This is a genomic window from Sphingobacterium cellulitidis, assembly GCF_043187465.1.
Lineage (GTDB): Bacteria > Bacteroidota > Bacteroidia > Sphingobacteriales > Sphingobacteriaceae > Sphingobacterium > Sphingobacterium cellulitidis.
This window is the reverse complement of the sequence record NZ_CP171136.1, coordinates 1,680,397-1,700,752: the sequence shown is the minus strand read 5'-3', so window position 1 is coordinate 1,700,752 and position 20,356 is coordinate 1,680,397. Positions and strand designations below refer to the sequence as shown.

21 protein-coding genes and 1 tRNA gene are annotated in these 20,356 nt (G+C 37.1%); 5 read left to right on the top strand and 17 right to left on the bottom strand.

Going from position 1 to position 20,356, the window contains the following annotated elements; all coding sequences use genetic code 11:
- Positions 1 to 36 precede the first annotated feature (36 nt).
- The 8 genes from ACF3OC_RS07420 to ACF3OC_RS07385 form a co-directional block, all read right to left on the bottom strand.
- Complete coding sequence (locus tag ACF3OC_RS07420) at positions 37 to 804, bottom strand: MBL fold metallo-hydrolase (protein WP_094257004.1); 768 nt, start codon at positions 802 to 804, stop codon at positions 37 to 39.
- The gene (locus tag ACF3OC_RS07415; RefSeq protein WP_094281410.1) at positions 801 to 1,073 is read right to left on the bottom strand and encodes a hypothetical protein; all 273 of its coding nucleotides are present in this window, start codon (positions 1,071 to 1,073) and stop codon (positions 801 to 803) included. The genes ACF3OC_RS07420 and ACF3OC_RS07415 overlap by 4 nt, the downstream gene beginning before the upstream one ends.
- 41 nt (positions 1,074 to 1,114) lie before the next feature.
- Entirely contained in the window at positions 1,115 to 2,125 is a 1,011-nt protein-coding gene (locus tag ACF3OC_RS07410) for a glycosyltransferase (RefSeq protein ID WP_094281408.1), read from the bottom strand.
- Between the two features lies 1 nt (position 2,126).
- Positions 2,127 to 3,077 carry a glycosyltransferase family 2 protein gene (locus ACF3OC_RS07405; RefSeq protein WP_094281406.1) on the bottom strand — a complete coding sequence of 317 codons (951 nt, stop codon included), beginning with the start codon at positions 3,075 to 3,077 and terminating at the stop codon, positions 2,127 to 2,129.
- 64 nt (positions 3,078 to 3,141) lie between these two features.
- Entirely contained in the window at positions 3,142 to 3,771 is a 630-nt protein-coding gene (locus ACF3OC_RS07400) for a DUF4199 domain-containing protein (RefSeq protein WP_094281404.1), read from the bottom strand.
- Positions 3,772 to 3,774: 3 nt separating this feature from the next.
- A complete protein-coding gene (locus ACF3OC_RS07395; RefSeq protein WP_094281402.1) occupies positions 3,775 to 4,443 on the bottom strand; it encodes a hypothetical protein in 669 nt (222 codons plus the stop codon).
- A gap of 7 nt (positions 4,444 to 4,450) precedes the next feature.
- A complete protein-coding gene (locus ACF3OC_RS07390) occupies positions 4,451 to 5,716 on the bottom strand; it encodes a dihydroorotase family protein (protein WP_094281400.1) in 1,266 nt (421 codons plus the stop codon).
- 265 nt (positions 5,717 to 5,981) lie between these two features.
- Positions 5,982 to 6,548 carry a UbiX family flavin prenyltransferase gene (locus ACF3OC_RS07385; protein ID WP_094281398.1) on the bottom strand — a complete coding sequence of 189 codons (567 nt, stop codon included), beginning with the start codon at positions 6,546 to 6,548 and terminating at the stop codon, positions 5,982 to 5,984.
- Between the two features lie 424 nt (positions 6,549 to 6,972).
- On the opposite strand from ACF3OC_RS07385, the gene ACF3OC_RS07380 reads away from it, so the two are divergent.
- Positions 6,973 to 7,623 (top strand): ankyrin repeat domain-containing protein, encoded by a 651-nt coding sequence (locus ACF3OC_RS07380; RefSeq protein ID WP_094281396.1) that lies wholly within the window; start codon positions 6,973 to 6,975, stop codon positions 7,621 to 7,623.
- Here ACF3OC_RS07380 and ACF3OC_RS07375 read toward each other — a convergent pair.
- Positions 7,620 to 8,906, bottom strand: a complete 1,287-nt coding sequence (locus tag ACF3OC_RS07375) for a DUF2851 family protein (protein ID WP_392471235.1) — start codon at positions 8,904 to 8,906, stop codon at positions 7,620 to 7,622. The two genes, ACF3OC_RS07380 and ACF3OC_RS07375, sit on opposite strands and share 4 nt — an antisense overlap.
- A gap of 132 nt (positions 8,907 to 9,038) precedes the next feature.
- Positions 9,039 to 10,085: a bifunctional diaminohydroxyphosphoribosylaminopyrimidine deaminase/5-amino-6-(5-phosphoribosylamino)uracil reductase RibD gene (ribD, locus tag ACF3OC_RS07370; RefSeq protein ID WP_094281392.1), complete on the bottom strand. Its 1,047-nt coding sequence runs from the start codon at positions 10,083 to 10,085 to the stop codon at positions 9,039 to 9,041.
- Between the two features lie 122 nt (positions 10,086 to 10,207).
- On the opposite strand from ribD, the gene prmC reads away from it, so the two are divergent.
- Positions 10,208 to 11,062 (top strand): peptide chain release factor N(5)-glutamine methyltransferase, encoded by an 855-nt coding sequence (gene prmC, locus ACF3OC_RS07365; RefSeq protein ID WP_094281390.1) that lies wholly within the window; start codon positions 10,208 to 10,210, stop codon positions 11,060 to 11,062.
- 1,010 nt (positions 11,063 to 12,072) lie between these two features.
- Positions 12,073 to 12,145: transfer RNA gene (locus ACF3OC_RS07360), tRNA-Lys, on the top strand.
- A 553-nt stretch (positions 12,146 to 12,698) separates the two neighbouring features.
- Here ACF3OC_RS07360 and ACF3OC_RS07355 read toward each other — a convergent pair.
- Positions 12,699 to 13,145 (bottom strand): hypothetical protein, encoded by a 447-nt coding sequence (locus tag ACF3OC_RS07355; protein ID WP_144043726.1) that lies wholly within the window; start codon positions 13,143 to 13,145, stop codon positions 12,699 to 12,701.
- A gap of 142 nt (positions 13,146 to 13,287) precedes the next feature.
- Positions 13,288 to 13,524 (bottom strand): hypothetical protein, encoded by a 237-nt coding sequence (locus tag ACF3OC_RS07350; RefSeq protein ID WP_094281386.1) that lies wholly within the window; start codon positions 13,522 to 13,524, stop codon positions 13,288 to 13,290.
- A 270-nt stretch (positions 13,525 to 13,794) separates the two neighbouring features.
- Here ACF3OC_RS07350 and ACF3OC_RS07345 point away from each other — a divergent pair, with 270 nt between their 5' ends.
- Positions 13,795 to 13,983, top strand: coding sequence for a recombinase family protein (locus ACF3OC_RS07345; RefSeq protein ID WP_094281384.1), 189 nt, complete (start codon positions 13,795 to 13,797; stop codon positions 13,981 to 13,983).
- A 466-nt stretch (positions 13,984 to 14,449) separates the two neighbouring features.
- Here ACF3OC_RS07345 and ACF3OC_RS07340 read toward each other — a convergent pair whose 3' ends face one another.
- The 5 genes from ACF3OC_RS07340 to ACF3OC_RS07320 all read right to left on the bottom strand — a co-directional run bounded on the left by ACF3OC_RS07340 (position 14,450) and on the right by ACF3OC_RS07320 (position 19,020).
- On the bottom strand, positions 14,450 to 14,911 hold the full coding sequence (locus tag ACF3OC_RS07340) for a hypothetical protein (RefSeq protein ID WP_094281382.1): 462 nt from the start codon (positions 14,909 to 14,911) through the stop codon (positions 14,450 to 14,452).
- 210 nt (positions 14,912 to 15,121) lie between these two features.
- A complete protein-coding gene (locus ACF3OC_RS07335) occupies positions 15,122 to 15,862 on the bottom strand; it encodes a hypothetical protein (RefSeq protein ID WP_094281380.1) in 741 nt (246 codons plus the stop codon).
- 9 nt (positions 15,863 to 15,871) lie between these two features.
- Complete coding sequence (locus ACF3OC_RS07330; RefSeq protein WP_094281378.1) at positions 15,872 to 17,086, bottom strand: zinc ribbon domain-containing protein; 1,215 nt, start codon at positions 17,084 to 17,086, stop codon at positions 15,872 to 15,874.
- Between the two features lie 4 nt (positions 17,087 to 17,090).
- Positions 17,091 to 17,711 carry an RloB family protein gene (locus ACF3OC_RS07325; RefSeq protein ID WP_094281376.1) on the bottom strand — a complete coding sequence of 207 codons (621 nt, stop codon included), beginning with the start codon at positions 17,709 to 17,711 and terminating at the stop codon, positions 17,091 to 17,093.
- Entirely contained in the window at positions 17,704 to 19,020 is a 1,317-nt protein-coding gene (locus ACF3OC_RS07320) for an ATP/GTP-binding protein (protein ID WP_094281374.1), read from the bottom strand. The genes ACF3OC_RS07325 and ACF3OC_RS07320 overlap by 8 nt, the downstream gene beginning before the upstream one ends.
- 355 nt (positions 19,021 to 19,375) lie before the next feature.
- On the opposite strand from ACF3OC_RS07320, the gene ACF3OC_RS07315 reads away from it, so the two are divergent.
- On the top strand, positions 19,376 to 19,843 hold the full coding sequence (locus tag ACF3OC_RS07315) for a hypothetical protein (protein WP_392471231.1): 468 nt from the start codon (positions 19,376 to 19,378) through the stop codon (positions 19,841 to 19,843).
- Positions 19,844 to 20,356 lie beyond the last annotated feature (513 nt).

Sequence of the window (20,356 nt, the reverse complement as noted above, 5' to 3'; positions counted from 1 at the left end):
CAGTTCAAACAAATTGTTTTAAACTGCCATTTTTTTTTAAAACAAATCAATAACTAACTGATCGTAAGATAGATAAATTCCATCCGGTAGGCTAGCACTTATGTCCTCGTGCCTTCCAAATCGATGTGAAATATGGGTAAGATAGGTTTCTTGGGGTTGAATTCGATTGGAAACTTCAATCGCTTCTTCCAAGGTTAAATGAGAAATATGGGGTTCTCGTTGAAGGGCATTCAAGACTAAAACCTCTACCCCCTCCAGCAATTTGAAGCTCTCCTCCGATATGGTTTTGGCATCGGTGATATAAGCAAAATTATCAATCCTAAATCCTAGAACCGGCATCTTATAATGCATCACTTCAATCGGCAAAATATCTTTCCCGTAAAGTTCAAAAGCCTTTCCCGCGAAGATTTCTTCCAACTCCAATTGGGGTACCCCAGGATATTTATAATCACTGAAGGCATAATAGAATTCCTTCCTTAATGCATCATGCGTCGCCTTATTGGAATAAATGGGAATAGATTGCTGTTGCTGATAATTATAGGCTCTGACATCATCTAAACCTGCAATATGATCTTTATGGGAATGAGTCATCAGTACCGCATCAAGGCGATTCACCGGCTGACGCAACATCTGATATCGGAAGTCAGGACCCGTATCAACAACTAAGGTATGGTTATTATATTCAATCAATATCGAAGAACGTAGGCGTTTATCCCGCTTATCCTCCGAATGACAAACCGCACATGGACATGCTATAACCGGAACACCTTGCGAGGTTCCTGTACCTAAAAACGTTATTCTCAAACCGTAATCCTCGATTTTTTTATTTGCTGATAAAAGGGTTTTAACTTCTCCTGAATTAATAATTCATCAACTTCCATCGTCTCCATGATCTGTAATAAGGATACAACCTTCATGTCGACCGTAGAAAATTTATTCACAACCACGACTTTGGAATTCTGCAATATACAGGCTCCGGTTCGGAAAGAACCTTTTTCATAGCGCAATTTATAACCTAAGTCGCCAAATAAGGCCTCTAATTTATCTAAACTTCCTTGTGTTAATGAAATCATATTTTCTCCTCATCACAATTTAAGAAAGCACAAGGAATTTATCAATTCTTTGGCCCCTTTTTATCCGTAATAAATTTATGTGCATACTGGCTCAAAAAACCTGAACCGTATGCAATCAACTGGGTAAAGGCCGCTACAACAGATAATATCGCCACCTTTAAGCTCTTTGTACTAACCAAGGCATGCAAGAATAATAATCCTGTATAGAGTAGCAAGAATAGATTGCCCAATAAACCCAAAATATGCAAGAAATAAATCTCGTCCATGGTCAATAAGTTGATCACATTGATCATGAGCAAACCTATCAAGCCCAATACAAATACTGCTGGTAAGGCATGAACAGGCTTTAATTCCTTAGGATATAAACAATAGATATCAATTCTTCCCTTTCCAAAATTATAGGTCTGTTTATAGAATTGACTAAAACTGGTTCGACGTTTATGGTAAACAAAGGCATCTGGTATTAATCCTACCTTAAACCCGGAATTGATCATCCGAATACTGAATTCAATATCTTCCGATCGTCGGGATAATTTGAAACCGCCGGTTTTTTCCCATACCTCCCTTGAAATTCCTAGATTAAAACTTCGGGGATGGAATTGACCGACATGCTTTTTATTGCCACGAATCCCTCCTGTGGTAAATGGAGAAGTCATGGAATAACTAATGGCCTTCTGAATAGGTGTAAATGATTCATGTGCTGCATCCGGACCGCCAAAGGCATCCCATTGATCCTTCTTGATACCTTCCAGAACCTTGTTCAGGTAATCAACCGGAACAATGATGTCGGAATCAAAAACAATAAAATAATCCCCTTTCGCACGTTCAAAACCATAGTTTCTGGCAAAGCCCTGACCTTCATTCTCCTTAAAGAAATACTGTATGTCAAGCTTGTCTTTGAACTTATCTACAATATGTTCTGATTTATTCTTTGAACCATCTTCTACGATGATAACCTCAAAATCCTTGTAATCCTGATCCAACAATGAGGTCAGCATTTCCTTGATTTCTACAGGTCTATTATAGAGCGGAACAATGATGGAAAAAAACATATTAGATGACTTCGTCTACATGGTATTTATTTCGATCAGAACCGTTTCTAGAAACGAGTTCCGCCACAAATCCTGTCAAAAATAATTGAGATCCAATTAGGATGGCTACCAATGATAAGTAGAACAAAGGTTGATCGGTTACATTTCTATACTCCGTACCATTGGCAATGCTCATCAACTTTTCGCAAATCAACCAGATGGTAATAAAGAATCCTAATAAAAAGCTGATTACTCCCAATGGACCGAAAAAGTGCATTGGACGTTTTGCAAACTTCCCAACAAAGAAAATAGACATTAAGTCAAGGAAGCCTTTTACGAAACGACCCGGACCAAATTTTGTAGTACCATATTTCCTAGGATAATGCTGAACAACCTGTTCTTGGATTTGACTGAATCCTGCCCACTTCGCCAATACTGGAATATAACGATGCATTTCACCGTATACCTCAATACTCTTGACCACATCCTTCTTATAGGCCTTCAATCCACAATTAAAGTCATGTAGATTGTCAATGCCCGACATGCTACGTGTCGCCGAATTGAACAGTTTCGTAGGAATAGTCTTGGTTAAGGGATCATAACGCTTTTTCTTCCATCCAGACACCAAGTCTGCTCCTTGATTCTTGATCCGGTCATATAATTCCGGAATCTCATCAGGGCTATCTTGCAAGTCCGCATCCATCGTGATCACAACATCGCCTTCCGCCGCTGCAAAACCAACATTTAAAGCCGCGGATTTTCCATAGTTCCGACGAAAACGAATCCCAATAATATGTTCATCCTGAGCCTTTAAGGACTTGATAACCTTCCACGAATTATCCTTACTGCCATCATCAACCATAACAATCTCATAAGAGAAGTTATTGGCATCCATGACGCGCTTGATCCAAGCACTCAATTCAGGAAGTGATTCTTCCTCGTTGTATAATGGTATTACTACTGAAATGTCCATAATTAATAAAGAACAAAGGTATCATTTTTGGATGATACCTTTATCATATAAACGTTAGCGTTTATTATGCGTTATTGTCGTTGTTTTCATTACTCTGCCAAGGATGTGCATCACCCGCTGGACTTGCTGTCTTAAACATCGGCTTCTCTTTCCTGAAAATTGCAGCAAAAATCAATGCTAAAACAAAATATAATAATAAGGAAATTGCCAAGCCTTTTAAGGTTTGCCCGATAGACATAGAACCCAAAGCCTCTTTTTGCTGATCCAATAATTCTAGAGTCGCATCAATTTGTTCATCCGATTGATTACTAGCCTCCATCATCTCAATCGTCAAATTTTGCGTATTCTCAATGGCTTCCCGCTGAAAATCCGGATTAATCACATTGAAAACTGTTATGCCGATTAAACCAATCGTTGCTGTGATTGCCAACATAATGAAGATATTCTTTAAGGCAGTGGAAAAATCCCAATACCCGCCGTTAGCTTTTCTTAATTGCAATACAAAAAACACTGCGATCGCTATAAAAACAACATAATTTACCACAATGTTTAAAATGGTTGATGTCACGATGGACGTCGATGTTTTCGAGAAATAAAGTGAAATAATGGAAAGAACAATAGAAATTACTCCTAAAATAACACCATTGATAATGGCTTTTTTCTTTACATCATTTGAAGGGTTGATAGCATCCATGATTTATGAGTTATAGTTTATGATTAGTTGCAATAGGGCAAGATCCAATGCTTTGTTGGGAGCTGCATCAGCATAGGCTTCCAATTGCTCAGCATTAGGATTTTGTTCATTAAAAAAGGATACCAATGGATAAAACAGGTCCTGTAACTCATCATCTTCTGAAAGACCCTTCGCAATTTTTGAAATCTCAGGATAACTGCTCTCCACCAAGATCTGATTGGCAATTACCTTCTCATAAATTCTATATTCATCCTGAAACTCATCTTCCTCGACCAATAAAAACTCTTTTAAGAAGTCATCCAATGATGGTTCTACATCATCGTCAGCACATTCACGTAGGTACAATAGAATATTCAACAACTCTGAACCACGATCCAATGTCTCCTCTTCAATAGCCTCCCACTCTTCGGAATCCAAATAATCCTCTTCCAGTTTTTGAACATCCTCCGCAAAGAAATTGATCATCAGTAAATCAAATGCGTATTCACGAAGTTCTTCAAATCGTTGATTATCATCAAAAACGCTATCCATAGCATCCACCTTCTCCATGAATGGTGCTTCTAATTCAAAGGCTGAAGCTAATCCTGGGAGAATGGATTGACCATCAATTTGCTCGATTGTAGCATAATTATTTACAGCAGCTTCTAGAGCTTTTTTTACTTTAGTATCCATATGATAATTAATTGATGTGCAATTTATTATTATTAATTACAGCCAAAACCTGACCCGTTAATTCTTGCCCAAATAATGGACTGTTTGCCGATTTAGATTTATTGCTGTCTCTATCAAATATCCATTTTTTCGTTGGACTAAACAACAATAAATTTGCTTCCGCGCCTTCTACAATCACTGGAACTTCCAATCCTAGGATTTTTCGAGGATTGATCGACAACTTCTCTACGATTTGTTCTACTGTCAAGCCTGCCTTCAACAATAATGGTAACACAGTCTGAGACGCAATGATTCCATTCTTCGCAATCTGAAATTCCACTTGTTTGAATTCAATTTCTTGTGGCGTGTGCTGGGAAACAACCGCATCGATTACCCCATCCTTCAAACCCTTGATCAATGCTTTTACATCTTTCTTGGTACGTAGTGGCGGACTTACTTTATAGTGGCTGTCAAAACCTTTAACATCCTCATCTGTAAACACTAAGTTATGCGCAGCTACATCACAGGTTACTTTGATACCCTTGCTTTTTGCCTTCTTGATCAAGTCTACGGCCTCTTCTGTTGAAATGGTACTGAAGTGGATAGGTGCCTCATTATATTCTGCTAAGAACAGGTCTCTGGAAATCATCACGGACTCGGCAAGATTTGGAATTCCTTTCATTCCCAAATAAGTGCTGACCTCGCCCTCATTCATTTTGGAATCTGCTGCAATGGAATCATCCTCCGGAAAGGCCATAATCAAGCCGCCAAATCCTTTGGCATATAATAATGCCCGTGACATCAACCCTGCCTGCTGAATGCTATGTGTTCCATCACTATAAGCTACTGCTCCGGTGATCTTCATATCATAGAGCTCAGCCAGCTCATTGCCTTCGCGCTTTTTACTGACTGTTCCAACGGGAAAAACATCCACCAGATTTCCTTTCGCCGAATTAACGATCAATGCTACTTCCGAACGACTATGGATGGGCGGATTGGTATTGGGTTGTACAGCTACTGCTGTGAATCCTCCTGCCGCTGCTGCTGCAGTACCCGTCTGAATATCCTCTTTGGTCTCATATCCCGGTTCACCGAAATTTACATTGAGGTCAAAAAATCCAACCGATAGAAAAGAGCCTTTCCCATCGATTACCTGAATCTTCTTGTCATCTGACTTGATTTGCTTAGCAAGCTGTTCAATCTTGCCATTTTTCACAAGTACATCAACCGTAGACATATGCAGTGGGTGTCCTGCCGAAACCAAAGTCGCAGAATTAATTAATATTGTAGCCATGAATTGAATTGAAAATCAAAAAATTGTGCTGAACGCAATTGTTTAGTTTGTGAAAACCAGCCAGCCAATCATAGGTTCTTTTCCAATGAGCATTTTCAAAAACCTTCTTCAAGTATAAAAACTCCTTATTCGAAGATGTTAACAGCTGTTTCATTAAAAAACAAAAGTACAAAATTCAGTGAATACTGTAATAATATTTTTAGGAATCGTTCTTTTGACACTGAATCTGCTTACTCAATCTTCAGCTTGTGTATGGCAGTCTATGCTATTCTTTCCCCCAACGAAAACTGTCGAGTTCAAAGCCTGCAATATCTAATGCGCGATCAATCACTGTCGCTGCCAGCTCTTCAAATGTTTGTGGACGACTATAAAATGAGGGGGATGCCGGACAAATAATACCACCTGCCTGGGTTATCAGCGCCATATTCTGGATATGTATGCTACTTAAAGGAGTCTCCCGAGTAATCAAAATCAATTTGCGACGCTCTTTCAGGATAACATCCGCGGCACGTGTGGTCAAATCCGAGGAAATCCCATGCGCGATCCTGGCCATTGTCCCCATGGAACACGGAACTACAAACATGGTATCATATTTTGCTGAACCTGATGCAAAGGGCGCCATAAAGTCATTTTTCTGGTAAGTGGGGAAGTCATATTGCTTATAACCATCGTCATCCAGCTCAAAACGCCACACATCCTTGGCATTGTCGGACATCACGACTCCTACCGCCTCGATCTGATCGTAAAGCTGCTGAAGCTTATCCATTAACACCTTCGCATAGATGGATCCGGACGCGCCAGTGATGGCTACAACGATTTTTTTCTTCCTCATGTTACAAACATATAAAACTTCCCGCAGACTACCTAAAACAGGGTTTTTCCAATGATTTTTAGATGTTTAAACAAATACCCTGAAGTCAAAAAATTACCAATTAGAAATTAAATCTGAAGAACTAAGAAAAAAAGGGTCGAATTAGATTAATTCGACCCTACATCTACCTATGAAAAACATGCCCTTGGGGAGGGCATTACAAAAGTAAAAAAATCATCAGAAAAGTTATAAGACTACCTGCTACAATTCCTATTTTGTAGACAAATAGCTACAAAAATTAAATAGTGTTCGTAACCGAACAAAAAAAATTGTATAGATTACATTTATTATTGGAAAAATTTTTATAAGAAAACAAAGAAATTTAGGCTATTAGTAACTTTAATTTAACTTTTTTTTGTTTATTTCGTAACGAAAAATTAGGATTATGAGTTTGACAGTACTGGAAGAATATATAGAAACCGGAAACTACCAAGATTTAGATTTATTACTTAGCCAAAACCCTGAACTTATCAAGGAAAATACCAGCCATGATATTTCAGCCCTCCTGTTGGCCTGCTATTATCAAAAAACACAGATCGTACAGGTCATCCTAAAATATATAAAATCCATTACCATCCATGAAGCCTGTGCCGCAGGCCTGACCGAACAGGTGCAGTTTATGGTCGATCAAAAACCGGATGTCATCAATGAATTATCATCCCATGGATTCTATCCCCTGGGGATCGCAGCTCATTTTGGAAAGGAAGATATCGTAAGAATCCTCCTTCGCAACCGTGCAAACCCTAATTCATCATCCCAAAACGGCTATCAGGTATTCCCATTGCATTCCGCATTGAGTAACAATCAAAATAATATCGCCAAAATGTTGATCGAAGCCGGTGCTGAAGTCAATGTTTTGCAATCCTCCCGAATCAGTCCTCTGCACCTCGCTGCACAAGAAGGAAATATCGATTTGATCATTGTATTATTGGAACATGGAGCCAATATCGCCCAAAAGAATGAACTGGGACAGACGCCTTCAGACTTGGCAGCCCAAAAAGGATTCCTCGAAATCGCAGAAATCCTTAAAGCTTAACTCCTCTTTATGATAGATAAGCCGATACCACATTCCAAGCACCGCTTGGAATTACAATAGGCAGACCGCAAATGTAACACGGCTTGGGTTTCCAATGCATTGTACAAGGACATCCCATGCGCCGTATAGCGTTTACAAACCGAATTCACCTCTGGCTTCAATCCCTCCAGCCAATTGACGGCCCGATCCATATAGCTTTGGTTACCAATATAACGGCCATAAGAAAATAACAAGGGGATAAAACAGTTGATTGCCAGCAGATGGAAGAATTGATCCGAAATCCCACAATTATGATTCACCGATTCTTTTTCTAAATGAAAATGCGTCTTCCAAAAGACCGGAATAATCACTTCTGAACAATATCCCCGCAATTCCTCAAGATTTAATGCCGAAGTGATCAGTGAAAACCAGGAACTGAACAAAGTGTACATCCCAGCCATTTGTGCCAGCTTTAAGGTCGGAAAATTATAGGGCCGCATCCGCATGAACTTCCATTGAAAAGCAGACAGTTCATTCAACTTATGACTTGATTTCATAAAATCATAGCGCTCCTTCAAACATAGAATATAAGCATCATCCCCCTTATAAACCTTCAGGAAACCTGCCTGACCAAAAAACAAGGCCTGTATGCTATCTTCATTATTCTTAAACTTTTGCATCAGCTTGAGGGATAATATCTGGCTCAGATCCAAAAATGACTGTTTATTCACCTTGACACCAAATGCAGCTGCCATTAAGCCCAAGCATACCCGCTCCCAATCCCCACGGTAGGATTTCAACATCAAAACCACAATTTTGTATCGATGCTCCAACCTTTCCACCCCCATTCTATTCAACACCTGCAGCTTTTGGAATTCAGGAACCTCCGCTAAACCATAACTACAAGGCAACCAATGATTATTTTGTAACAACTGATCGATATTCTCCAGAAGTTCCGCATCTACCCTATCCTTCAGCTCCAAACAAGGCAATTTGCTCCCATCCTCTGAAAAACAATCCTGCTTCCACTCCCAAAGCACATGCAAAATCACGGCATTATAGGCTTTGTCCATATGATGCCTATGCAAATTCCAATCGCCGGAATCCACATGGATCTCAATATGTCCGTGCCATTCCTGATTATTGATTCGTAAATGTGCATGTAAAAAGTCCGGACCAGAATCGGTGTTGTAGTTCCCCGGATGTAAAACCTCAATCTTCTCGCCATTCTTGCCACTAAGATCCAATGACTTAAACAACCGAAAACGCCAAATAAAATGTAATATATACTCAGCTATTCGCATGATTAAATATAAATATATTTAATCTGCAATTATTATATTTAACCTATTGATAATATTTAGAAATCATTATGTCTGAACAGCATGATGTTCCATCATGCCTGTAACTAGCTAAAGAATACTTTTTTTTATGTTTTAAGGATTGGGGATATAAATATTCAATCGATCAGAACCGACCAAGGTGCTTTCTTTTAATTGTCCAACAAATTGAGGCGCCTTCATTCCTTCCGCCCATTCTTCTTTGCCCACAAATACCCGGGCTTCATCCCATAATCCAGCCTGAATAAATAAATCCAAGGTCTTCTTCCCACCTTCAATTATGATCGACTGAATATCCATCAGATATAATTGATATAAAATTTGCTGCGGCAAATAGAGATCAAAATTCTCCAATTCTATATATTTCCGATTTCCCTGCCAATCTGTTTTCAGCGCATTAAAAATAATGGTCTCCGCTGAATCATCATAAATTGCCAAATTATCCGACAGTTCCAATTGTTTATCAATCAAGACCCGCTTAGGGTTCTTGCCTTCCCATTCCCGAACCGTCAAACTGGGATTATCAATTTCCGCTGTGCGCTTCCCAACCAGGATGGCATCCTCTTCTGAACGCCATTTATGAACCAATTGCTTGCTCGCCTGATTACTGATCCAGCGTTGTCCTTTAACCGGTGCAAAATAACCATCCGAAGTCTCCGCCCATTTTAAAATAACATAGGGCCTAAACTCCTTTAGCTTGGTGAAAAACCTACGATTTACCCATTTGGCTTCTTCTTCCAGCAGCCCTACTTCAGTAATTAGTCCTCCCTCCTTCAATTTCTGCAAGCCTAAGCCATTTACTTTGGCAAAAGGATCCAAACATGCTATCACGGCCTTCTTGAAACCCATCGCAACGATCATATCTGCGCAAGGCGGAGTTTTTCCAAAATGAGCACAAGGCTCCAAGCTGACATAGATGGTACTTTCTGAAAACATCTGCCTCGCATGCTCCTCGCCATATTTGGCAATAACGGATTGAACAGCGTTCACTTCTGCATGAGGCCCTCCATACGGCGATGTATACCCTTCTCCAATAATCTCATCATTCCAGACAATGACCGAACCGACCATCGGATTCGGACTGGTCTTGCCTGCTCCTAAAACAGCCAATTCCAAACATCGTTTCATATAACGCTCATGCATGTTTCAAAGATAGGGATTAGTTTGATTATTGGGATTGCCCTTTCATGACAACAATAAAATCGCCCCGCCTGCAATGCCGTTTTCAAAAATACTCCACGCATTTTTTTCGCTACCTTTGCTACATGGAAACTCTGGGCAGCTTAAGACAACAATTTCTAGCAGATTTGGCTTCAATCTATGATCAAGATGAAATCCGCAGCATTTTTCAGATTTCTACAGAACATATCCTCGGCTATTCCAAACTTCAAATCAGTCTTAAACTGCAGGAAAATCCTTCAACCGAACAAGTGCAGGATTTCCAAGCTATTTTATCCCAGCTCAAGACAGGTCGCCCCATTCAATATATTCTCCAAAAAGCTCCCTTCTACGGAATGGAATTTATTGTTTCAGAAGACACCCTAATTCCAAGGCCCGAAACGGAAGAATTGGTTGATTTAATCATCCAAGACCATAACAACACATCTAACCTAGAAGTTATCGATATTGGTACGGGTACAGGCTGTATAGCCATCAGTCTGGCCAAACACCTTAATCAAGCTGAGGTCACGGCAGTTGATATCTCCACTGAAGCCATTCAAATTGCCCGTAACAATGCGGAAAACATGCAATGTGCTGTAGAATTCCGTTGCCTGGATATTTTAGAATGGAACCTCGTATTCGACGCTGAACAATACGACATCATTGTCAGCAACCCGCCTTATATCACCCAAGTGGAGAAATATGAAATGCATCGCAATGTGCTGCAATTTGAACCGCACACTGCCTTGTTCGTCGAGGATTCTGCTCCACTCCTATTTTACGACTATATTTCATCCTTCGCCTTGCAACACCTCAAAAAAGATGGAACCCTCTATTTTGAAATCAATCAATACCTTTCCCAAGAAACCAAAAACCTGCTGATCAAAAAAGGTTTTAAGACTGTAGACATCATCAATGACATCAATGCAGTCCCAAGGATGATAAAAGCTAAATTCTAAGCTTAGAAGGGCTAAAACTTAGTATTCCTGAATTGATAACTTAAGTACTGCTTTCTCTTCATTTATTTCTTGGAATTAAAAGTCATTTTAGTTCTCTCTAAAATTCTTTTTCATTCTGCCTTATCCTCTATTATTTCCAGAGGACATCAGAGGTTTAGATGCGATTTTTTGTTTCCATTCATTTTTACGGCTCTTATTTTATCCATAATCGGGAGGAATTTGATTCAAACTAGGACCTTCTCCGGACCTCCTTCGGACCTTCTAGGGACCTTCTGGGGACTTTTTCCTGACCTTGTTCGAAAAATTTCGAACGAGGTCCGAAGAAACTCAGAAGAAAGTGAGGCGAAAGGTATAGTTTGGGTTAATGTAAGTTTGAGTAAATGTAGAATTGGGAGTGCAGGGCTAAGGGAAATTTGAAGGGAGGAATTGATTGAGATGAGTGTGAAGAATGAAGGTCTGGAAAGGGGAATAGATTGTGAAGAACGGAGAGTTTAAAAAATAGGTGAAATAGATTGTTCGCGTTGCTCACAATGACAAGCTCATTGCTGTAAAAAACAGATTCCTCTTTGCACTCGGAATCCCTCTCAAAAGAACAATTCTGAAAAAGATATTATTATCCAAACGGAATTACAAGCAGAAAATTGAAAATAGATAGTTCGCGTTGCTCACATGACAAAGTCATGGGGGTAAAAAAAACAGATTCCTCGCTGCACTCGGAATCCCTCCGATGAAATGTCTATTCGGCTAGGTAGATTTTTTATTTCATTTTTGAGAAATCCTTGAAGTTTGACAGGTATTTGGTGGTTAATCATTCCTAAATTTTCGCAAAAAACACAAAAAACCATTCGCAGATAATGGGAAGTCCATTTTTTTATTCATTTTTTCAAACTGAAAAACAGCGACTTATTTGATTAAACATAAATTTAAGTTGAAAAGATTTGGCACATATTAAGGATTTTTCTACCTTTGCATCACTTCAAACAACGAAGGGTTCTCGATAAAAGAACAACGATTCCGTAGCTCAGCTGGTAGAGCAATACACTTTTAATGTATGGGTCCTGGGTTCGAATCCCAGCGGGATCACAAAAAAAGCCTCAATCATAGATTGAGGCTTTTTTTGTATCCGCAGGATTCGAAAAAAGGGTTGGCATGGGTTCGATTCTGGAAGGCTCAGGGTATGTGTATGGGGGGTGTGGGGCTGAGCCAATCCCAGCGGGATCACAAAAAAAGCCTCAATCATAGATTGAGGCTTTTTTTGTGCCCACCTGGGATTCGAATAATTGCATGTTCCGGATTGGGCTGTGGGCATGGCGTCTATATAGCTGCGAAGAGAATTTTCCGAATCTGCTCTGTTCTCAAAAGCATTTGCGTCCAAAGATTGATCAATCAGATTATTCCAGAGATATACATCCTTGAAGAGCATATTCACAGAATCAAGAATAGTTGGTTCCTCTTTAACCGGATCAATAGGTTTGGGCGAATCTTGCTTACATCCGGCCAAAATTAGTAGTAAAGCGAGTCGGCTGAATATTCCATTCAATTTGGGCATGATCAATTTGGGTAAGTGTGATATACGACATCTGCAACACCAATATTGTTACCGGTGCTGCAGATAATATGTGGAAGTAAAAACCTGTTACTCCACTTCGATTTCTATAAAGGTCTTGTCGTTGTTCGTAAAATACATGAAAACATCAGTCCAGTATCCCGGGGGATCCTTCTTTCCTGAGGAAAATCTTATAGGTAATGTACTGTATATCCTGTTTCCGTATTCATCCTTGTCGAAGCTCCCATGGATGCCGTAATCGATGTGGAACTTGCCCGCTTTTTCCAGTCTGTATGATTTCCTGAAGGTATAAGTTCGATTATCTTGAGAATATCGTTGAAACCGTAAGTTTTCAGAATTTATGGAGTGAAATACGTTAGCATGTACATTAAGATTGTCGACAAAAAAGACACGGAAATCTGATATATAAAGATCGCTCACTAACCATGAAAAATCTGGCAACTTTAAATTCTCCGCCAGAATTGTTCCATCAATCGAGATCGTGTCACCTACAGCATATACTTTCTTCCTGGGCACAAGCGTTAGCATTACCTTAGATCCCTCAATCCTGTCAATACCTTTAAACGACTCAAAATACTCAAGCTTTTTACATTGTGAAGCCGTGCAGAGTGACAAAATCACCACCGACAAGAATATCACCAGTCTTCTGTTTTTATTATTAATAGCCATATAACTTGAATAATTCTATAATTTCACCATTTGTATTTTTATTTGGATACTGCGCAATAATCTTGCTTTTCAGTTTAGGTATTTCGGTAATATCATTCGTCAATAGCGCATAGATCTGTCCGAATGTTGTGATTTCGTTTTCTGTTTCAGGCACTATGGACTTTTTTTGACATGATACTACAAAAATGGCAAGCATCATAAAAGTTAAGAAAAGTGTTCTTTTCATTTTATTTTTTTTCGCTAAGATATATACAATTTATATGCGAACTAATAATATTTATTTTTTTAATAATTTGTTAACATTAATCGTATTTCTAAAAAACTACAACAACACGCAACAATCACTGACTCCCAACAATCCTAAAAAACGGTGGAATAATGAGATTCTTAAAAAGATCTAAATTGACACATAAAATTGAAAACAAAGATTTTCAATAACTCGTATCATTAATCAAAGTTTCATCTGTTTATTATACTTAAGTTTAATGTAAAAAATATGAAGATAGGTTATGCAATAGATTCCATTAAGGACCAGAATTTGGATTTACAAATTAAAGCTCTGGAAAATGCTGGCAGTGACAAAATATATCAGGAGAAAATTTCGGGTTTTACAAAGAACCGCCCCGAACTTGATAGAATGACAGAACAATTTAAAAAGGGGACGAACTTTATGTGTGGTGATTGAACCGATTAGGAATAGAAAAGTTGAGCATTAATAATTAATCTCAAATAACGATACAACATGAAAAAAAATCAACTATTTGAAAAAATATGGTATACCTCAAGATAGGATTGAATCTATATTGTCTATGACTAAAACGCCTAATAAATGCTTTTCAAATGAGCAGGAAGAAATCTACCAAAGAATTTTCTTGAGTAATAGGGAAGCTCATAAAATAAAGCAGTCAAAGGTTATTAAAAAGATTTCTGGAAAACCTAATCCGTCTAAGTAATCGTCAAACTTACTTGTTTCATTCATTGACAATTCAATCTCTTTTTGTGATAGTAAAATCGATTTAACTCCAGATGATACCTCATCCTTTTGCGGAGTACTTAAGTAAATAGGTTTAGGTAGGTCAATCCAATTATTTCGTCCCGACCCTTTCTTAGCATATTCCTTAAGGAGATAGAATGAATTTCTAAACTCTATTTTAAATAGTCTGGTTATTATCGTAAATATTTGAACCTGTACCTAAATCGAATGATTGTAAAGAATATTTTCCATCAATTGTTTTGTAAAAACTTGCAACTGACTTGCTTGACAATTGCTCTTGTATAAATGTTTTACCCTCACTTCCAACTTTCCTTGCCCTCTTTGCTTCTTTGTGCTCAATAGTATTGGCAATCTCAACAATCGCCTTCGTATCTTTATCGAAAACTATAAAGCCAGAGGACTTTGTTGTTTGATTTGCTACTGAAGACCAATCAGAGTCGTAATGTACATTAATATGCGTATCAGTACTATATAGTTCTGTCATATGAAGCGAGAGGGTATATTTTATTAATTGTCTATTGTATCTACTCAAATAAAGCATTGATATTTTAGATCGAAGTTCAAGATAGCCTGACTGATCCGTAATATTATGTGACGGAACATCAAAGAAAACATTCATAGGAAGATTCTTTTATACTTAAAAGCCGATAGGAATTCACGTCAATCTTTTGGGATTAAACCTACTTTCAACTTATTCAATCGCCTCAAATCTTCCAATAAATGGTTCGGGTTTTGTACCAGCGGGATCACAAATAAAGCCATGTGCAGCCAAACACTTTCACATGGCTTTATTCTTTTGGGGAGTTAAACTTGAAATTAAAAAGTTAATTTATTTCCAGTTAGGATAGTCAATAATATGAATCAGCTCTTCAAGCACAATTCGTAAATCGTCTTTTAGTTTATCTAAATCTATTTTACGGGCAATATATCTTCTATTATGGGCACTCAAATCACCCATCTTCTTTAAGCTTGGTAAACCATTCTTCGCATTTCTTCCAATATTCCAAGTAGTTTCTGTTTTGAATATTTCTATTAAATCACTCAGATAATAAAAGTTGTCGCTACTATTTTTGAGTTTATTTGAAATATTATGACGTTCGAATGCTTCAATAATTAATATTTCTAATAGCTTTCTTGTCATTACAGAGCAGGCATCATATAGGCCCTTATCGTAACAAGCTGCAGCCTGCTGAGCTATGGTGGTTAAGTACCCTCTTGTATTATCAAACAATTCCAAAGGAAAAAAATTATTAGTTGGAACTACTACCCGTGGTATATTCATCAATGCATCTATCTCGATTTTTTTAGCACGCTCTAAATGATATCCTCCTTTCTGTAAAATGAACTTAGGTGTTTTAGCTTTTAATTTCTTTGTATTATTTTTTAAATACTGTGGGATGTTTGAGTATTTCGTTGTCTTCAATTCATCAAAATACGCCTCAATATCTTTTGCGGTAACACCTTCATTTTCTTTTATGACAGTATGATAATAGGTAAAATAGTCTATTTTACTGCTTGAAGTGTAGGTATCAAAATCATTAATCTGATGTACAAATGCGTCCAATGTCATATCTCAATCTTATTTATTCCAAGCTTTGATTTGATTACTGCCTTTAATTGTTACAGATAAAATCGATTTTTGGGTTTCTATCCATTTTGTTCTGCTTGCAGTATTTCTAATTGTTTGTTGTAAACTTTCAGATATTCTTAACCCAAGTATATCATAGCAGCTATAAATATGACTGAACGTTATTTGGTCTATTTCTAAAACATTTTGTAGATAATGTACAAACAATAAATTACGCTCATTATCATTGGCAGGGGTATATTTATTAAAAAAATCTTTTAAACTCTCTTTTCCAGCAGGTTCAAAATTGATGTTGGACAATATTTTTAACCTTTTAGGGGAAGAGGGCTTTGATGATTTCTCGGTTGGAGCTGAAGTATTCTCTTCTTTTGTTTTCTTTGCTGAAATAGATTTGGACCTATTCTTTTTTTCAAATACACCTTTTATTATACCAGTAATTTTACCCGTTACAAAATCAGAGATAATATTTGTTTTGTCATATTCAATTTGAAAAACGCCTTCACTTACAGTTCTGAAATATGTCTTTAATAATCCTGCCCAATTGCTGCTGAAGTTCTTTATTCTTGACTCTTTTTTTCTTTTGTCAAGATAAGCAGTTCTTACTTTATCGTAAGTAAAGGTTTTCTGTCCATATTGACTCTCATAGAATGCAAAAACTAAAATCCATTCAATTTCTGTATAAGATCGTCTATGGATTAAATCATCAATATGAGGATAGGTTATCAGTGACTCTGGATTAGTAACAGCAGTTGATGACCCTGTGTTAGATGTCTCCGATTGAGAAGTTGGATTTTCATTACTTACAACTTCAGCGTCAGCAAAATCAGTCGTTCCATCATCTGCTCCATTAAAATTATTGGAAGAAGGAATGTTTGAAGCAATCGCTCTCATCCTGCCGGCAGCAGCAGCATCACGTAATGTTCCGGCAAGGTCTTTAGCAACATCATCACTGAATGTTGCTTCGATAATCCTGTCAGTCGCTGTTTCATGCATACGGAAAGTATTGATATTTTGATTCGAGCCAGCCTTTGTCTCTGCCCGAACTTCTTTAGGCGTACCGCAATTGACACATCCTGCAGCATCTTTTTCTAATGTTGAATTACAGTATTTGCACTTAACTTGTATCAGGCATCCACCACAAAAGTAACCTGTCTTTGTTAGAGGTCGGGAACAATTAAAGCAGTTTGTTTGTAGATTTGTTTCCATCGCTTTATTTCTTTTTAGGTTTTACAATATTTTCTTTCAGGAAAAACTTAAATACTTCGGCTCTAGGGTAATTATTACTTTTTTCTTCCCTGTTGTCTTCCAGAAATGTTGCATTTGGAATAGCATTAGTTTCAAGATGAGGCCTTAAAGTTTTATACAAGTTCTTTTTTCGTAAATACTCCTGGTTTTTGCAATAATCTTTCAGGTGTTTGGTTATGGCTTTACCTACAGTGTCACAATCAGCAAAAGCTTTACCTGTCTTTTCATAATGTCCCAATATCCAGGTTTCAAAACAAGGATTGTTGATATAAACTGTAATCTCATTGCTTTTAATACCTTTCAGTTCTTGTGTAAAATCCACAAGCTTATTTTCTGACAACACCGTATCAAAATCTATAAGACAATACACGTGGTCATAACCTTCTTCTGCAAGAGATTTTGCTGTATTGATTGCTTTTTTGTAAGAACCTCCTTTTGAAGACTTGTTGGGTAGTTCCGGTTTGATGACAACATCTTTGATCCGTTCCAACTCTTTCAATTGTTCAAAGTAAATCTTCTCAGTAACACCATCACCTACTACAGCAATCCTGCGTAAAAGCTTCCTTTTTTTATCAGGCCTAGCCATTGTCTTCTGTTATAAAAATGTTGCCCAATTCCGGCTTTGCCCCTAACTTTCCGGTTTTATACGAATTGATAATGGAAGAATTTTTTCTAATAGTAGAAGTGTCAAAATCCGAAAGTGAATATAAATCCGTTGTTCCGTCATCCTTTTTCTGTGTAAACCAAATAGCGTCTTTCCTCAGGATTTCCCGTTCTTCCAGCAGGAACAAGTTATGCGTAGTGATAACCATTTGTGACTGATTCGAGTTAGCCAAAAACATTAACAGGAAATGTTTCATTAGGTCAGGATGTAGAGATGTTTCTAATTCATCAATAGACACAATTCTGTTTTCCTTAATAATGGTGGATAATACACCACTTAATCCATAATACCTCAATGTACCTCGGGACTCCTGTTCTCTCGGTAAATTATGTGTACTTTCTTTTCCCTTCGTATCCCTTACAAGATGTTTGAAAATCAAGTCAATAGTTTTGATACTTTTTGTAGTTGATAAATCTTTCATTTCATCAGGTGGTAAAATGGAAGATAAGCGGGAAATCATTTCTTTATCCAATTTGCGTTCTTTTTTGTTAACATCAACATCACTAATTTGAATATCTGCCTTTTTGATTATTTCTATAACAGATTCTTTAAAAGAAGCATTTTCATCCACCCTTTTTGTTGTCCATCCCAATAAATCTGTTTCTGGCTCAATTTCACTCATTAATGTTTCTCGGAACCAATGAAGCACTTGTTGTAGCTCAGGAATATTTACATTTGTTTTGTTGAATGCTCCGATTACTGTAGTATTCCAAATCGTATTTCCTTCAATCAAATCAATATCCTTAGAGCTTGCCTTTACCGTACTACCGAAAGAAACTTTAGAAAGCTGGTTGTCTATATCTGTTTCTCTGACATACAGGTCTGCCATTCTTCCTTTAGGTGCATATTGTAGCTTTTCTTTCAAGATATATTTCTGTGTAAATTCTACTTCATAACTGTGCCTGACGGAATTTGCAATGAAACTTACTTTTAATATAGTGTTTTTTTTCTTAGATCTACTGTCAAATAAAAACGGTTCAAAGTTTAAAGATTCAAATTTTGCTTTAGCAGGGTAAAGACTTAAATCTCTTAAAAATTCCAAAGCTTTTAAAAAAGTAGATTTACCCGAAGCATTCGGCCCATATATTATCAACATTTTTAAAAGCTTCAATCCCGGAATAGGTTCTGCCACATAATAATCATTAAGGCTATCGTCTGCTGTAGCTTCAAAAGAGAGCACCTGTTCCTCACGTATCGGGCCAAAATTTGACACTGAAAATTCTATTATCATTTTTAATTCCTTAATTTGGATTTTAATACAAAAATACTAAACAAAATAGTAAAAAAAGTATTTTGAGTAATTAATTTGCAATATCATCGCAATATCGACAACTAAAAAGTCAAAAAAAAACTCTTGTAGAGTGAAATATATTGAGTATATGATGGAGATTTAAGTTTACACTTTTTAGTGGAAAAAATGTAAAAAACATTGAAGAGCGGAAACTAAAATTGTTTGATATATTCAAATTAGATCTTTTTTTGTCTAACATGAATAATGTCACCATTTGATTTTTCTTTTCTATTTCGTTGCTTCAAATAACTACTATTATGTTTGTTAGCTTCTTCAGCATTTTTATTATCTTGAGATGGATTATCTTTTAACTGACTCAACCGCCTCAAATCTTCTAGCAAAAGGTTCGAGTTTTGTACCAGTAAGTTCACAAAAAAAGCTTCAATCACAGATTGAGGCTTTTTTTGTGTCCGCAGGATTCGAAAGAAGGGCCGGCCTGGGTTCGATTCTGGAAGGCTCAGGGTGTGTGTTTGGAGTTGAGAGGCCCAGCAGCTCTTTACCTAACCCATCAGATATTTTTATATTATCCCTAAACTCATCCTCAATGGTCAGTCAAGATAATAACTCCGATGTTCCTTTAATTAATTATATTGAGAATTATTCTTCTCTATCAGTAAGTAAAGGTTATGTTTACATCTTATTAATTAAAAACCTATTGATATTCAAAGAGATGCAAGATAATAATTTTGATAGGGCTCAAGAGAATAAGATTTACTCAAGACTTCTTAATGAACATTTAACTGTTGACGGTTTGGATTTTTAATAATAAAGCGCATTATCAGGTGCAAAGGAAAGAAAAAACACTACTTGTATTACCATTTTGTAAAACATAGCTCTGTCAATATCTGTCAGAGACTATGAAAAAAAATCTGACAAAAAAACAATTGCCGAAAGATAACGCAGAAACAGTGATCCCGGATTTTTAGAATTGAAAGAAAAAAACAAAGAAGATTATGCTAATGATACCTGAACTATCCTTGTTTCAGCAGATTTTTCTAAAGAGATAACAACAACTTTCCTTTGATTAATAGATAATAACATCGAGATTAAATGTGTCCCCATGAGACTATATTTTATTCAATAATTCCAACCAGCAACATAAACCTATAGGTATATAACCTCCTATGAAATGTTTTACAAACAAATCAAAAATGTATCTTAAATTAGTGTAAAACCTGCCCAGAATATGGGTGGATTATAAGTCTATCAATAATAGCCCAAATTGGATATCAATTATGCTTGGAACAAGTTTGACCGGATGGAGTCAATGCCTAAT